Below are 14,510 nucleotides of genomic sequence, written 5' to 3' on the forward strand. Positions count from 1 at the left end.
TATGAATACATCTGCAATTATTGTCATGCTGCTAACATTGGGCACCGTAACTGCTCTGATGCTATACTTCTTCTGGAGGGTGATGAATACGCCACCCAAACCTGAGCCAGATTCGTATCTGGATAACGATGACGAGCCAGGCCGTCAGGAACCGTTACCTTAATACAAATGAATAAACTCAGACACTTAATCCGGCGATACTTTGGCTTTTCGCAGCGCGAGGTAAACGGATTCTTGTGGCTGATAACCATAATGGTGCTGCTTACGGCAGCACCATTTCTTTTTAACAGGCTTTATACTTCAGACACAAGTATAAATACAGCTGCCGACAGGCAAATTTTAGATAGCTTGGTAGCGCAACTGGAGGCAAAGCAGCCGGAGGGGCCGAAGCGCAGGCAATTATACAATATACCCCATCAACTGCAGTCCTTTAACCCGAACCAGCTAACTGCAGAAGGTTGGCAGCAGTTAGGTATGCCTCCTTACATGGCGCAGCGCATCCTCAATTACCGCAAAAAGATTGGCGACTTTACTTATAAGGCAGAGCTAGGCAGGATCTATGGATTACCGGATTCTGTTTTTCAGCAGCTATACCCGTACATCCAGCTGCCGGTAGAGCAGCCGGAAAAGTATAAGCGCAACCAGAGCTACGCCAGTAATAACAGGCCAACTCCTTACCCGGACTGGAACAATGACCGTAAGCCACGCGAAAAGTTTATACTTGCTCCCTTCAACATAAATACTGCCGATACCACACAATTAAAGCAGATCAGAGGTATTGGAAGTAAACTCTCGGCCAGAATTGTGAAGTACCGGAACAGCTTAGGAGGTTTCCATAATGTGGCTCAGCTGAAAGAGGTGTATGGACTGCCGCCCAATGTGGTAGATAGCCTGGAGAAGTACACCTTTGTCCCTAAAGTCAATGCACCGCAAAAGCTGAACCTAAACAATGCTACAGTAGATGAACTGCGTGCGCACCCTTACATTACACCGAATATGGCACGGCTTATTGTGGCTTATCGGGAGCAACATGGGTCTTATCAGCAGGCAGAGGAGATCAAAAATATAAAGGTGATAACGGCAGAGCAGTTCGAGAAGCTAAAGCCATACCTAGAAGTGTAGTGGTTATCTTAGCATTACTGGGTTCATCCTATAATCCTGCAAATCCTGATTACGAGAATAATATCTTAAGAAGTATAAGCTTTTGCCTGCATAAAAGTATAAAAGAACACAGCATTTGGGCTTTTGGCTACTATCCGCATTTCCTCACGCACTTTATCTGCCAGTTCAGCATCAACATAGCCAGCCTCCAGTAATTGAGGTAAGCCACTCAGGAGTAACTCCGTCCAGAAACTGATCATCTCGGCGCGCTTGGCCGGATTCCGGTTGTCGAGGTGGTAAGTTTTAGGCTCTGTAGTAATGCGCTGATACCCTACCGACTGCAGCAAATTACCTAGTTTAGCACCCACAAACGGATCACCGCTCATATCGTACTGCAGGTCGTTAAAGCGCATCCAGTATTGCAGCACACTGGGCGAGTAAGGCTCTACAAAAAAGCTGGAGTTAAGTACCTCTGTTATCACAATAGGGCTGCCCGGCTTTAGCACACGCCGCACCTCCGATAGCACCCTGGCCGGCTCCGGTATATGCTCCAGCACCCAGCACAAAAACGCTCCATCGAACTGCGCCTGTGAATCGAAGTTCATATCCATGGCATTGCCTTGCAGCAACGTGTAGCGGTTCGTGGCATAAGGTATAGCCGAGAGGTAACTTTCTGCCTGCTTAATTTGCTTCTCAGAGTAGTCGAGACCGGTTAAGTGAATGTGTGGGAAGCGGCGTAACAAAATCTCACTTTGGGCACCCACACCGCAGCCTACCTCTAACAGGTTGGATACAGTAGAGAAATCGATATCTGAATAAATCTTATTCTCCATGAAGCGTGCCTGCTTGTAGAGTCGCTGTTGCTCTTCTTCAGAGTAACCGTGCAAGTACTTTTCTTCCGATGGTTCTGTCTGTGCCATAAGTAATGTATCGTTTTGCAAGTTGTAAAGATACTGCTTTAGAAGTTGGTAGCGGAGGTATAAATCTATTTTATGAGCTGATGTAAGGCTAAGAGTGCAAAGTATCTATCATTTCCCTGGCAGTGGCAACCATTTGTTTTTCGCTTTTGAATGCCAGTAGTTGCTCCGCCTCTTTTATACTTACCCAGCGTGCCTCATTTACTTCCCAATCGTGCTTTTCAATATCACCGGAAGTATACAGAAGCAGGAAGAAGTGCACAAATTTATGAAACCGCACCCGCTGCTGCCCCTTATTGCCTACATACCAATATTCTATAGTGTCAATCTTTTGGAGGAGTTCTGTACTGATGCCGGTCTCTTCCTGCACCTCCCGCACGGCAGTTGTTTCTGGTGTCTCTCCTGGATCAACGATGCCTTTTGGCAGTTGCCAGCGTGCAGGCTTGCCAACAGAGATCAATGCTATCTCTGTGCCTAACTCAGTTTTTCTGAAAGCCACTCCTCCGGATGACACCTGGTCTACAACAGGAAGCTTGGGTTTAGGACTGGTGTCAGGCATAACAAGGAAGATTTATTTTTTGGCTGCCGGGGTGGTAGAAGTGGTGTCTATACTTTTCCGTTGTTCGTTTAGCCAAAGCAATCCGGGACTATATGCCATGTCGTGCACCCCCTCAAACAATACCAGCCGTACATCACCTGATTGGCGTGTATATACCACACTAGGGTCAGAGCCTCCAAAATACTTAACGCCATCCGATGTACCCTCTAACTCTTGCGGTAGTTCCTGCTCTTTGTCGATATAACGCATATGCTCCTGCGAAATAGTGTCGGAGGGTTGTGCAAGAGCATTAAATGCTCTGAGGGTATGGCTAACCGGAACAAGCACATCTTCTATGCCAGCCGCCAGAAAAACAGGTATGCCTTTGACGTTGTTGATATAAGTGACCGGGCTTCGGCGCAGACACTCTTCAGCGGCAGGTGTTCCGGGTAAAGGCTCACCACCACAAGCTGTAACTACATGGCGGTTATAGTCGCGGTGGGGGTAATATTGACTAAAGGCATACCAGTCTACCAAGTCATAAACAGGTACCCAGGCTACCACGCCAGCCCACAACTCAGGGTGGCGGCCGGCTGCCACCAAAGCTGTCATAGCACCACCTGAGGAGCCAAGAATGTATATGCGCGATTCGTCTATTTCAGCGTGCTGCTTTGCATAATTCACGGCATCAACTATATCCTGAATAGCCAGGTCAGAGGCCATAGCCTCCGGTTTGTTAAACTTGCCACGGTAATTGGGATGAATAAAGGCCCAGTCGTATTCCATGGACCATTGCGCAAAGGGTATACTTACCTCCTGCAGGTATTCGCTGCTCCAGCTATGCAGCATCACTAGTAATGGCCTTTTGCCGATAGTCTCAGAAGTATAAAATAAAGCAGGCTGCTCGTTACCATCTGCTGTAGATTTGATATTTACTTTTTTTATACCAGGAACTTCTTTCTGCCATTTGCTCAGGCTTTCATCAGCAAATTTAGATGGATACTTTTTAGAGGTAGAATACTGACCCATGCGCTCCACCGGTTTCTCCTGTCTCTCTTTGCGGCAGGACGAAAAAAGCGTGAGCGCTAGTAGCAAAAACGCCAAAGGGAAAGGCTTTTTATACTTTATGAAGGAAAACAGTATCATTTTTAAATAGATAAACAGCCTAGGCACCTTTCTGTGCAGGTTATAAATGAACTTGCAAAGGAATAAAAAGTTACATCATTTTAATAGCCTATAACGAAAATCAGCCAGTTAATTGTATCCGCTCCAGCAATTCTGGGATGCCCTCTTTCTCAAATAAAATCCGCCCGATCTTCAGATCAGACCAACCCTCCTGCAGGCGGTAGGTAAAAACAGGCAGGTTTTCCTGCAGTTCACATGCAATGCTAAATTGCTTAACACCGGGTATTTCTGTAGCGGATTTTAAGTGCAACAGATGAGTAGAGATGATGAAGTAGCACCTGTTATACTTGGCTAGGCCATTAATGGTAGTGGTTGTAATGTCCAGGGCATCGTCTGTGTTAGTGCCTCTAAAAAGTTCGTCGAATACGGCAAAGCAGCTTTTGCCGCTGTTTGCTTCCTGCACTACGCTTTTCAGGTTTATGATTTCTGCCATAAAATGGCTGTAGCCGTCCTGCAGGCTATCGTTGGTGTTAATAGCAACGGCAACGGTATCGAAGTATGGTAGTACAGCACTAGCAGCTGGCACAGCAAGGCCAAGGTGTGCCAAGTAAACACACAGGCTTACCGCCCGCAACAGGGTAGATTTGCCCGACATGTTAGGTCCTGTAAGCAGTATCACGTTATCTGTTGAGGCTAAACACAGGTCGTTCTTAACCGGTTTTTTAAGACTTGGGTGGTAGAACTGCTTAAGCTCAAAAGCATCTTCAGCAAAAACTGGAAAGGCAAAATGATGCGTAAGAATACCTTTGGTGATGGAAAAATAAGCCTCGAAGGTAGCCAGGCTGGTCCAGAAGGAAGTGGTTTCGTGCTGCGTAAGGGCGTTTAATTTCTGGCTAAACTGTATGGTAGCCTTTAGGGTAAACTGCTGCTGTGCTACAAGCCCGGCCTGCTTTTCCATCTCCAGTTTATGGATGAAGGCGTTGATCACCTGCAGGTGCTTTTGAAAGCTGGCAGGGAAGGCAGCTATACTTAACCCCGAGAAATAGCGGCTGTTTAACCTATGTAGGAAATTAATTACCTGGATGCACTTTGATATGAGCTGTTGCCGCTGCCCATAGTTGAAGGTGAGTCTTATAAAGGCCTTTAGCTGCTGCGTCTCCAGTACGATCTTGTTTGAGGCTACTTCATTCAGAAAATACATTGCCTCTCTGTAATCCAGCCGTTGGTAAGTAAAAGACTCAAGCACCTTCCAGTTTTGAACAAAGGCTTTGATCTCTTGCTGCCGGTTGTAGATTTCGTCAACGCTATTGAGCGGCTTGCTGATGAACTGCCTCAGAAGATCTTCTGCCTCTGTGCTATAAGTATAGTTAAACAAGGGCAGGATATCGTTTTTAAGGTTCAGATCGTGTACTTTCAGCATAAAGCAGAAGCGGTTTATTGGTGGCGAAGCTGTTTATTAACTCAAGATAGTGATACCTTCTCTAAATCCGCTTCCAACTCAAACCTTTTCCTGCTAACTTGCTTAAGGCAAACACTACCGCTGGCGTTTCTTCGTTAACGGTGACAGGCACAATGAAAAACATCCTCAAGAATTACAGACGCAGGCTACTTAACCTGGGCACTGGAAACAGGGCTTTGCTACTGCTGCGCCTGTACCAGGAGCTGCACGTGGATGTGGAGGCGCTGGACTTTTTGAGCGGAGAGCCTGCCTTTGAGGTGCTAAACAAATTGCTGAGTGGTAAAAAGAAAATTACACTTGGCCCTTATACCGATAGCCGCTATGCCCCGGTGGCACCTGTTAGCCGCAGATTGCGCTACATAAAGCGGAAGGCAGAAATGATTTTTGAAGAGCGCGGCAGCCGTGAGTTATACTTGGGATGGCCTTTTGTGCACGGTAAATTCTCGGATGGTACGCCGGTTCGTTGCCCCTTGCTCTTCTTTCCGGTGGCTTTGCAGGTAAACGCAGCGCAGGAGTGGGAGATGGTGCCGGACACATCGCAGCAGCCGCAGTTTAACCAAAGTTTTTTGCTGGCCTACGCCCACTACATGGGCACGCCGCTGGCCGAAGAACTAACCGAGCTGGACCTGAGCACACTGCCGCAACAACCGCTGGAGTTCCGCACTAAAATATACGAACTGTTAAAAGACCATCAACTGGCCATTAATGCTGGCCGTGAATTCTTTGCCGATAAGCTCAAACCGTTCCGCGACTACAAAAAAGCCGACTACGAAACACACCTGAAAGACGGGCAGCTGCACCTGGAGCCGGAGGCAGTGATCGGTATTTTTCCGCAGGCCGGTTCCTACTTGCTTAACGATTACGATACCTTGCTGGAGCGCGACGACCTGCAGCAGATGGAAGACCTTTTTGCATCGCCTTTTGAAAGTATAAACAGTCATGCCCCGGCGCAGCAGACCTTTACAGCATTTGCCATGGATGCCTCGCAGGAGGCGGCGCTGCAGGCCGTAAAGCAGGGTAAATCGCTGGTAGTGCAGGGGCCGCCGGGCACGGGCAAATCGCAACTGATCTGTAATCTGGTATCGGATTTTACTGCACGTGGCAAAAAGGTATTGGTCGTAAGCCAGAAGAGAGCCGCACTTGATGTGGTGCACCAGCGTTTGTCGCAGCAGGGGCTAGGTACTTTTGCCGGTTTGGTGCACGACATTAACGCCGACCGAAAAGCCTTGTTTAACCAGCTGCTGCACCAGGTAGAGCAACTCGACGAGTATAAAAAGCAGAACCTGGCGCTCAATAGCATCTACACCGACCGCACTTTTCTGGAGGTAAGCCGGGGCATCAATAAAAATACAGAGCAGCTCGAGAATTTTAAAAAGGCCCTGTTCGATACCAGCGGCTGTGGCTGGTCGGCAAAAGAGTTATACTTGCTCAGCAGCCTGCAGCAACCGCACATAGACCTAAAGGGGCTTTACAAAAACTTTACAGCAGATACGGTAGCCACTTTTCAGCCACGTCTGCGGCAGTACCTGGAGCAGGCTATCAAATTTGAGGGTCCCGATTTTGTATGGCGCGACAGGCGAAGTATGAAAGGCTACGGCTGGCCGCAGCGGCAGCAACTCGAGCAAAGTATAAAATCTGTGCAGGATGAGTACGGTACGCTGCAGCAAAGTATAAAAGAGCAAAGCGGGTTTGAATTTGAACTGAATGCCTTGCCTGCGAACATCACTGAAAGTATAAACCAGGTACACGAGCTGCTGCTGCAAAATGGTGTGCACGAGGTGGTTGATGTACTGCTGCAAAAGCCGGTAAGTTTAAAGGAGCTTGCAAAACAAGTGCAGGAACTGAAGAGCTTATACTTGGTTTGCCCGGCTCCGGATGCTGCCATTCCTGCCGCAGATGTAACTGCTGTAAAAGCTGCCATTGCAAAGTATGAGGCACAGCAAGGCAACCTGTTTAAAAGCATAGGCTGGCAGTTTTCTAACGAGAAGAACATCTTGAAACAGGCGCTGGCAAAGTATAAACTGGAACTGGATGCTGTTGGCGTTGGCGAACTGCAGCGCAGGCTGGCACTAAGGCAGCAGGCCGAATCGCTGATAAAGGCTATCAACACAAGTATAAAGTATAACTTAAGTATTGAAGATAACCCTACGCCTGTACTGCAAAAGCTGGCGGTAATAGAACAGGCACTGGAGGCGCATCAGCAACTACATAAGCTGCATCAGAATAAAATACTCCACGAGAAACTGCTGAAAGAGGTTAACCTACCTGAGCACCTGCAGGAGCTTAAAATAAGCGTATTGCAGCTGGACGAGAAGCAGAAAAATTGGCTGGTGTGGCTGACGGAGAAGCAGGTGAAGCGACTGTTGATCGAAGAAAGCTTTGCCGAAGAACTGCTGCAGGCCCTGCCTTTATACTTTGAAGAACTGGTAGCTTTTGATGCCCTGAAGGAGGAGCTGACACAACCGCACCGCGAAGCAGCAGGTCTGTTGCTTGCAGAAAGTATAAAATCAGGTGAAGAAGGAGAGAAGCTGTTCCTAAACAGTTTGTACCTGGCTTGGTTGCACCACCTCGAAGGGTTGCACCCGGAGCTGCGCCTGCCAAGCAATGGCGGCCTTACCAAGTTGGAGGAAGACCTGCAGCGGCTACTGCAGGAAAAGCAGCAGCTAAGCCAGGAGATCGTGCTGTCGCGGTTACGGGAGCAGACGTACAAAAACATTGAGCTAAACCGACTGGGCAACCCCGTTACCTACCGTAGGCTGCACGCACAGGTTAGCAAGAAGCGCAGTCTGTATCCGCTGCGCAAATTATTATCATTATTCTCTGCTGAGATATTAGACCTTATGCCGTGCTGGCTGGCCTCGCCGGAAACGGTGTCGGCGGTTTTTCCGCTGGAGGCTTGTTTTGATGTGGTGATTTTTGACGAAGCCTCGCAATGCTATGCTGAAACTGGTATACCTGCCATGCTGCGCGGCAAGCAAGTAGTAGTAGCCGGAGACCAGCAGCAGCTAAAACCATCCGACTTGTACCGTGCCCGCTGGAGCACCTCAGACGATGATGAAGTCGAAGAACTGTCTGCTGAATCTTTGCTGCAGTTGTGTGGTTTATACTTGCCGCAAACTATGCTTACGCAGCACTACCGCAGCCGCTATCCAGAGTTAATAGAATTTTCGAACCGCTACTTTTACCGCCACAAACTGGAGCTTATACCAGAGCTTCACGACCTGAACGACAGGCAACCGGCTATTCAGTTTGTAAAGGTGCATGGGCTGTGGCAGGATAACCAGAATATACCAGAGGCCGAGAAAGTAGTGGAACTGGTGCTGGAACTGTTAAAGGCTGGGCAGGAAGAGATTGGCGTGATCACCTTTAATTACGCCCAACAAATGCTGGTGCAGGACCTGCTGGAGGAGAAAGCGCTGGAGCAAAGTATACCAATTCCGGCTTCTGTACTGGTTAAAAATATTGAGAACATTCAGGGTGATGAGAAGGAGGTAATTATACTTTCGGTTGGTTACGCACCGGATGCCAAAGGTAAGCTGAACATGCAGTTTGGCAGCCTGAACCAGGCTGGCGGCGAGAACAGGCTAAATGTAGCTATTACCCGTGCACGGCAGCAGGTGCTGGTGGTAAGCAGCATCAGGGCCGAACAACTACAGGTAGAAGGTACGCTGCACCCGGGACCCAAGCTATTAAAAGATTACCTGCACTACGCGCAGCAGGTTAGCAGGAGGTATTTCCAGTATCAGCCTAAACAAGAGTACATGCCGGGGCACGTGCCGTTGCTAAAAGAGCAGCTGGCAGCGCAGGTGCCAAACCTGCAACCTGAGGTGCCTTTTGCCGACCTTACATTTACCGATAACAACACGTTTAAGGGAGTAGTACTGACGGATGATGATTTATACTATAACCACCAAACGATCCGGCACCTGCACGCTGATGTGCCTCAACTGCTAAAGATGCGCCACTGGCCATACGTTAAAGTATACAGCAGGCAATTCTGGGAAAACCCCCAGGCAGTGCTGCAGCAGCTAAAAAGGCAACAGGAGAATGTTACAGCACAGCAGCTTTAAATATTTTTCAGAGGAATGGGTAGAAAGCGGTAGTTGAACTGGTATATGCCAGCATGAAATTTAAATTTAATTTCGAACTTCTGCCTAACAGGCTCACCGTTAACAAGAGCCGGCTCTAAAGCAGGCAGGCTCCGCAACGACCTTACAATACCAGAAGCAATACGTTCATTAAATGCATTGCTATATGTGAAATTGATCAGCCTACCATCCTCAGCCACCTCTGCATTAATTGTTAACTCATTCTCATAAGATTTTAGGTCAATAGTACTTAAGTAGCCGCTCAATTTCAGCTTTATCTCCTCGCTGTAAGCAGGAATGCCGTTGCGAAACTGTGCGCCCACAACCTTCACTCCTTTTGGCTTAGCCTCGCACTTGTAAGAAGAGATAACCATTCTCTCAGCATTTATGTAAGGGAAATCGTTAGAGTTTAGCAGCGATACTCGAGGGGCATTTGTGTAAGGGCCAATTGGGCTAGTACCTCTTTTAAACTCTCCGTCCTTAAATCGTTCGATGTTGATGGCTTTCTTGCTTCTGTCTGTAGTGTTTACAGCAGTCCATGTGCCTTCTGGTTTACCGTTCAGGATTTGACCACTCCAGGTGATAAAAGCACCTTTGTTAGTGTATTTGCCAATGCCTTCTTTTACAGTTTGTGTGCCATCTGCATCCCAGGCATTGATTATACTTATCTCTCCATCAACTGCTTTAAAGGTGAGCTTGGGGGCGCCTGTTTCATAGTATAGATTCCAGGTGCCGTCAAACTCGTTTTCTGTGTAATTTCCTTGGGCCCGTAATTTTCCGTTGGTGTAATAAATTGTAAACAATCCGGTTTTAAGGCCATCTTTAGTATAGCTTCCCTGGGAAAGTATAAGTGCGGGATCTGATTTGCTGTGGTCGGCAAAGTTGCCATAGAAAACAGCTTTTTCCCTGTTAAAGCGTACATGGCGTACTATACGGGCGCAACTGTCCTCAATAATGGCATATTCATCGTTAAGGGGGATGTGCAGGCTGTCAGCTCCATAATTAGACATGGTAATTCTGCGGTCGGAGGGAACCTGAGCCAGGCAGTTAGAAAAAAGTAGCGCCACGAATATGGCTGTAAGTAAAGTTGTTCTCATAGGGTGACTGTCAAACTAAAATCGGGGTGCAAATAAAATCAAAAAATTGATGTGCTGTTACTTATTTTTTCTCCATCTAAAACTTTTGGTCTTTATAAGAAAAACAGTGCGGACCTTTAGCCATGTAAAGCAAAAAGTATAAAGTATATTGTTGGTGCAAATCCTTTATGTATGCTCTTCAAACTCTTTACCCTGTACATTTATCTGCAAACTTCCCTTTGCGGCTGCGGCCCCGACAGGCGCAACAGTGGCTTCGAAAAACCTTCGTTCAAGTATAAGCTCGAACGGGTTGGCAAGATGGATGCACGTGTACGGGAAAGCTCTGGCCTTGCTCATGCAACTGATAGCACCCTAATTACGCACCCCGACGGAGAAAATCCTGCCATACTTTACAACATTAGCAAAAAAGGAGCATTACTGGACTCCATGCTTTTACCACAGCTACAAAACGCTGACTGGGAAGACCTTGCAGAGGATGATGAGCACCTGTACGTCGGCGATTTTGGCAACAATGCGAACAACCGAAGGGACCTGCGCATTTATAAGATCAATAGGCAAAACCATACTTTAACCGGCACTATAGGTTTTTCTTTTGAGGATCAGGAGTTTTTCCCACCTGCAGAAAATAACCTGCACTTCGATCTGGAGGCATTTTTCTACCACCAGGATTCGCTGTACCTATTCACGAAAAGCCGCGGCAAAAACAAAAAACTAAAGCTGTACACATTGCCTGCCACACCCGGCAATTATACAGCCAAATTGCGGGAGCAACTACCGGTAAATACTATGGCAACTGCTGCCGATATCTCACCAGATCAGAAGCAATTTGCTATACTTGGCTATGGCAAACTATACTTGTTTGCTGTAGAGAACGGAAGTATAAACTTTAGCGGCAAGCATTACTGCATACCCCTTGCCAGAACCGGGCAGGCCGAGGCCATACTTTATACTTCGCCACAGGAACTGCTGCTAACAAATGAGGCTGGTAAACTGTTTAAGATTGTACTCAGACCCCAGTAAATAAATACATTCACCAGTACTTGTAACAGCGAAAATACCATCATATATGGTTAAAAAGCCGTACTATAAGTATATACCCAAAACAAGATAAAACTATGCATACAACAATACTAGTAACCGGGGCCACTGGTACCGTTGGCTGTGAGGTAGTGAAACAGCTATCTGTACAAGACGGCGATATCAGGGTGCGTGCCGGTGTGCACTCCATCATAAAGGGCGAGAACCTGAAACGCCTGCCGGGCGTGGAGATTGTGGAAATGGATTTTGAAGACCAGGAATCGCTGCATGCTGCTTTCACTCACGTAGATAAAGTGTTCCTGATAACTCCCTTTGCCAAAGACCAGGTGCATATGGCCAAAACATTGGTAGACGAAGCAAAGAAAAAAGGAGTAAAGCACATTGTAAAACTGTCGGCAATGGGGGCAGATGCGGAGCCAGGTATACAGCTTGGTCGCTGGCACCGCGAAATAGAAAAGTACATCGAAGACAGTGGCATTTCCTATACTTTCCTGAGGCCCTCTTCCTTTATGCAGAACTTTGTGAACTACAATGCCGAAAGTATAAAGCACGACGGTAAAATCTACATGCCTACCGGCAAAGCTAAAATCAGCTACATAGATGCGCGCGATATTGCCGCAGTAGGAGTGGAGGCGCTAACCGGCGAAGGCCACGAAGGACAGGTTTACGAACTCACCGGCCCAGAAGCCATATCAAACAGCGAGGCAGCTCAGATACTAAGCGATGTAACCGGCAAACAAGTAGAATTTGTAGATGTGCCAGAGGATGCCGCCAGGAAAAGTATGGCAGAACATGGCACCCCGGATTGGATGGCCGATGCTATGATGGAGTTATACGATGTGTACAAAGCCGGAAATTCTAACCAGGTATTCGATTCGGTACAGGCTGTAACAGATAAAAAGCCACACTCTTTCAGGCAATTTGCGCAGGATTACAAGCAATGTTTTGTGTAGTGCAGAAAGTATAGCTAACAAGTACAGGCATAAAAGTAAAAAGGCCTCTCCAAATAATGGAGAGGCCTTTTATTATTGCGTTAGTCTATAACTAGTCTCTGTCTAAGTTACGGTAACGATCACTTCTGCGGCTTTCATAGCGGTCTCTGTCTTGGTCAGAGCCAGAAGATGAGCCGTAATCGCTGCTGCCATAGCCTCTGTAGTTTTCGCGTGAGCTTGATCCACGGTTATCGCTGTAGTATGATGTGCTGCTGTCCATAGAACCGTAACGGCTTTGATCGCCGCCTCGGCCTCCCTGGCCATAACCACCTGAGCTGTATCCGCCTCTGTCGCTAGAGCTGCCAGAGCCGTATCCGTATCCGCCACTCATGCCACGGCTATAGTTGCTATCGCCGTATCCGCCTCTGTCGCGGTCGCTAGAGCTGCCTGAACCACCACTATAGCCACCGCCATAGCTGCTCTGTCCGTAGTCGCTGCCCTGAGAACCATATCTGCTAGAACGGTAGTCGTCGTTATAAGAGCCGCCTCGAGAGCCGTAGCCGCCCTGGCTGCCATAACCGCCCTGCATAGAGCTCTGAGAATCCCAGCCTCTTTGTGAACCACGGTCATCACTATCGTACTCGCTCATGCCTCTTGATGAGCCATAGCCCATAGAGCCGTAACGATCTCTATCGCCGTAACCGCCCTGCATTCCTGTTCTGGATGAACCAGAGCCTGTAGAGCTGGAACCGTAACCTTGCTGACCGCTGCTATAGCCTGATGATGAGCCGTAGCCGCCCTGCCCGTAGTTACTACCACGCTGGCCATAGTCACCCTGTCCGTAGTTTTGCTGGTATCCCTGGCTGCCGCCTCTTGATGAACCTGAACCATAACCTCCCTGAGATGATGAGCCGTAGCTACCTTGAGAAGAGCCATATCCACCTTGAGAAGAAGAACCATAGCCGCCCTGACCGCCGAAGCTTTGCGAAGACGATCCGCCACGCTGGCCGTAACCGCCCATGCCGCCTTGATCGTTCATGGTACCGTAACCACCCTGAGATGAACCGTAACGTTGAGAGCCCTGGCTCTGGCTGCCATAGCCGCCACCGCGCTCGTATCCGCCTCTGCCGCTATCATAGCTGCCGTAGCCGCCTTGGCCAGAAGAGCCGCTCTGCATACCGAATCCACCTTGTGAACCTCCATAGCTTTGGCCGCCCATATTGTCACCTTCTCTATCCTGATATCCGCCTTGCATACCTCCTCTAGAAGAACCATAGTCCTGATCCTGATATCTTGTGCGGTTGCCTTCCATGCCACCTTGGTTGCCATAGTTATAGCCACCCGATGATGAGCCATAAGAGCCACCCTGTCCATAGCTGCTGCCAGACATACCCTGGTTAGAAGAGCCGTAGCCGCCGCTGCTCATGCCTTGGCTGCCGCTTCCGTATCCGCCTTGCTGGCCATAGCCCTGGTTCATGCCTCCTCCTTGTGAAGATGAGCCATAATCACCCTGATACCCGTAGCCACTCTGGCCACCATAGTTACCATGCTGTGATCCATACCCGTAGCCACCCTGGCTGCCATAACCACCTTGACCACCCTGGCCACCGTAGTTGCCTTGGTTAGATCCCTGGAAGTCTTGCTGAGAACCGCTGCTCATAGAGCCATAGCTACCAGTGTCTGAGCCTTCGCCCATGCCACTTACTTGAGAAGAACTGCCAGAAGATTTAGATGACTTACCAGATGATGAACCGGAAGATTTACCAGAAGTTGATCCGGATGATTTACCGCTTGCTGATTTAGAAGTGCTAGCCTTTGTAGTTGAAGACTTAGAAGTTGATCCTGATGTTTTACTTCCTTTAGAAGTTGAGCCGCTGGCAGAGCCTGAGGATGAAGTAAGACCGCTGCTGCTGCTTCCTGATGATGTATTTGATGATGAAGATGACGACGGGTTACTGGACGATCCGCTCGACATATTTGATGATTGGTTCGAGCTTTGGTTTTTCTCAGTGTCTTTCATAGTTCTGATCTCCTTGTTTATTGTTAAAAATTAAGTTTGTTAAACGCTTTTACAAAGCAACCACAGAGGTGGCAGCTATGGGTTCTGTTAGTGGGTGCAATGGTTTCAAAACATTTAGTAATGAAGCCGTTTTTTAATGTAACAGAACGTTTTAGCTATACGAACCCCGCGTTACTTGGTTATTTCCATATTGAA

Annotated in this window: 11 protein-coding genes; 5 read left to right on the forward strand and 6 right to left on the reverse strand. The window is 48.0% G+C overall.

Going from position 1 to position 14,510, the window contains the following annotated elements:
• Position 1 precedes the first annotated feature (1 nt).
• Positions 2 to 163 (forward strand): hypothetical protein, encoded by a 162-nt coding sequence (locus H8S84_RS09340; RefSeq protein ID WP_187067053.1) that lies wholly within the window; start codon positions 2 to 4, stop codon positions 161 to 163.
• Between the two features lie 5 nt (positions 164 to 168).
• Positions 169 to 1,122 (forward strand): ComEA family DNA-binding protein, encoded by a 954-nt coding sequence (locus tag H8S84_RS09345; protein ID WP_187067054.1) that lies wholly within the window; start codon positions 169 to 171, stop codon positions 1,120 to 1,122.
• 65 nt (positions 1,123 to 1,187) lie between these two features.
• Here H8S84_RS09345 and H8S84_RS09350 read toward each other — a convergent pair whose 3' ends face one another.
• From H8S84_RS09350 to H8S84_RS09365, 4 genes are all read right to left on the reverse strand, one after another.
• Complete coding sequence (locus tag H8S84_RS09350) at positions 1,188 to 2,021, reverse strand: class I SAM-dependent methyltransferase (protein ID WP_187067055.1); 834 nt, start codon at positions 2,019 to 2,021, stop codon at positions 1,188 to 1,190.
• Between the two features lie 88 nt (positions 2,022 to 2,109).
• Entirely contained in the window at positions 2,110 to 2,577 is a 468-nt protein-coding gene (locus H8S84_RS09355) for an NUDIX hydrolase (protein ID WP_222621625.1), read from the reverse strand.
• A 12-nt stretch (positions 2,578 to 2,589) separates the two neighbouring features.
• Positions 2,590 to 3,702, reverse strand: a complete 1,113-nt coding sequence (locus H8S84_RS09360; RefSeq protein WP_230407120.1) for an alpha/beta hydrolase family protein — start codon at positions 3,700 to 3,702, stop codon at positions 2,590 to 2,592.
• 100 nt (positions 3,703 to 3,802) lie between these two features.
• A complete protein-coding gene (locus H8S84_RS09365) occupies positions 3,803 to 5,101 on the reverse strand; it encodes a MutS-related protein (protein WP_187067056.1) in 1,299 nt (432 codons plus the stop codon).
• Positions 5,102 to 5,253: 152 nt separating this feature from the next.
• On the opposite strand from H8S84_RS09365, the gene H8S84_RS09370 reads away from it, so the two are divergent.
• A complete protein-coding gene (locus H8S84_RS09370) occupies positions 5,254 to 9,210 on the forward strand; it encodes an AAA domain-containing protein (RefSeq protein ID WP_187067057.1) in 3,957 nt (1,318 codons plus the stop codon).
• Here H8S84_RS09370 and H8S84_RS09375 read toward each other — a convergent pair.
• Complete coding sequence (locus H8S84_RS09375) at positions 9,207 to 10,325, reverse strand: toxin-antitoxin system YwqK family antitoxin (protein ID WP_187067058.1); 1,119 nt, start codon at positions 10,323 to 10,325, stop codon at positions 9,207 to 9,209. The two genes, H8S84_RS09370 and H8S84_RS09375, sit on opposite strands and share 4 nt — an antisense overlap.
• A 171-nt stretch (positions 10,326 to 10,496) precedes the next feature.
• On the opposite strand from H8S84_RS09375, the gene H8S84_RS09380 reads away from it, so the two are divergent.
• The gene (locus H8S84_RS09380) at positions 10,497 to 11,345 is read left to right on the forward strand and encodes a hypothetical protein (protein WP_187067059.1); all 849 of its coding nucleotides are present in this window, start codon (positions 10,497 to 10,499) and stop codon (positions 11,343 to 11,345) included.
• 95 nt (positions 11,346 to 11,440) lie between these two features.
• Entirely contained in the window at positions 11,441 to 12,316 is an 876-nt protein-coding gene (locus H8S84_RS09385) for an SDR family oxidoreductase (protein ID WP_187067060.1), read from the forward strand.
• A 91-nt stretch (positions 12,317 to 12,407) separates the two neighbouring features.
• Here the strand turns inward: H8S84_RS09385 and H8S84_RS09390 are convergent, their stop codons facing one another.
• Positions 12,408 to 14,315 carry a hypothetical protein gene (locus tag H8S84_RS09390; RefSeq protein ID WP_230407121.1) on the reverse strand — a complete coding sequence of 636 codons (1,908 nt, stop codon included), beginning with the start codon at positions 14,313 to 14,315 and terminating at the stop codon, positions 12,408 to 12,410.
• Positions 14,316 to 14,510: the final 195 nt, after the last annotated feature.

This window comes from Pontibacter cellulosilyticus, from assembly GCF_014306105.1.
GTDB lineage: Bacteria > Bacteroidota > Bacteroidia > Cytophagales > Hymenobacteraceae > Pontibacter > Pontibacter cellulosilyticus.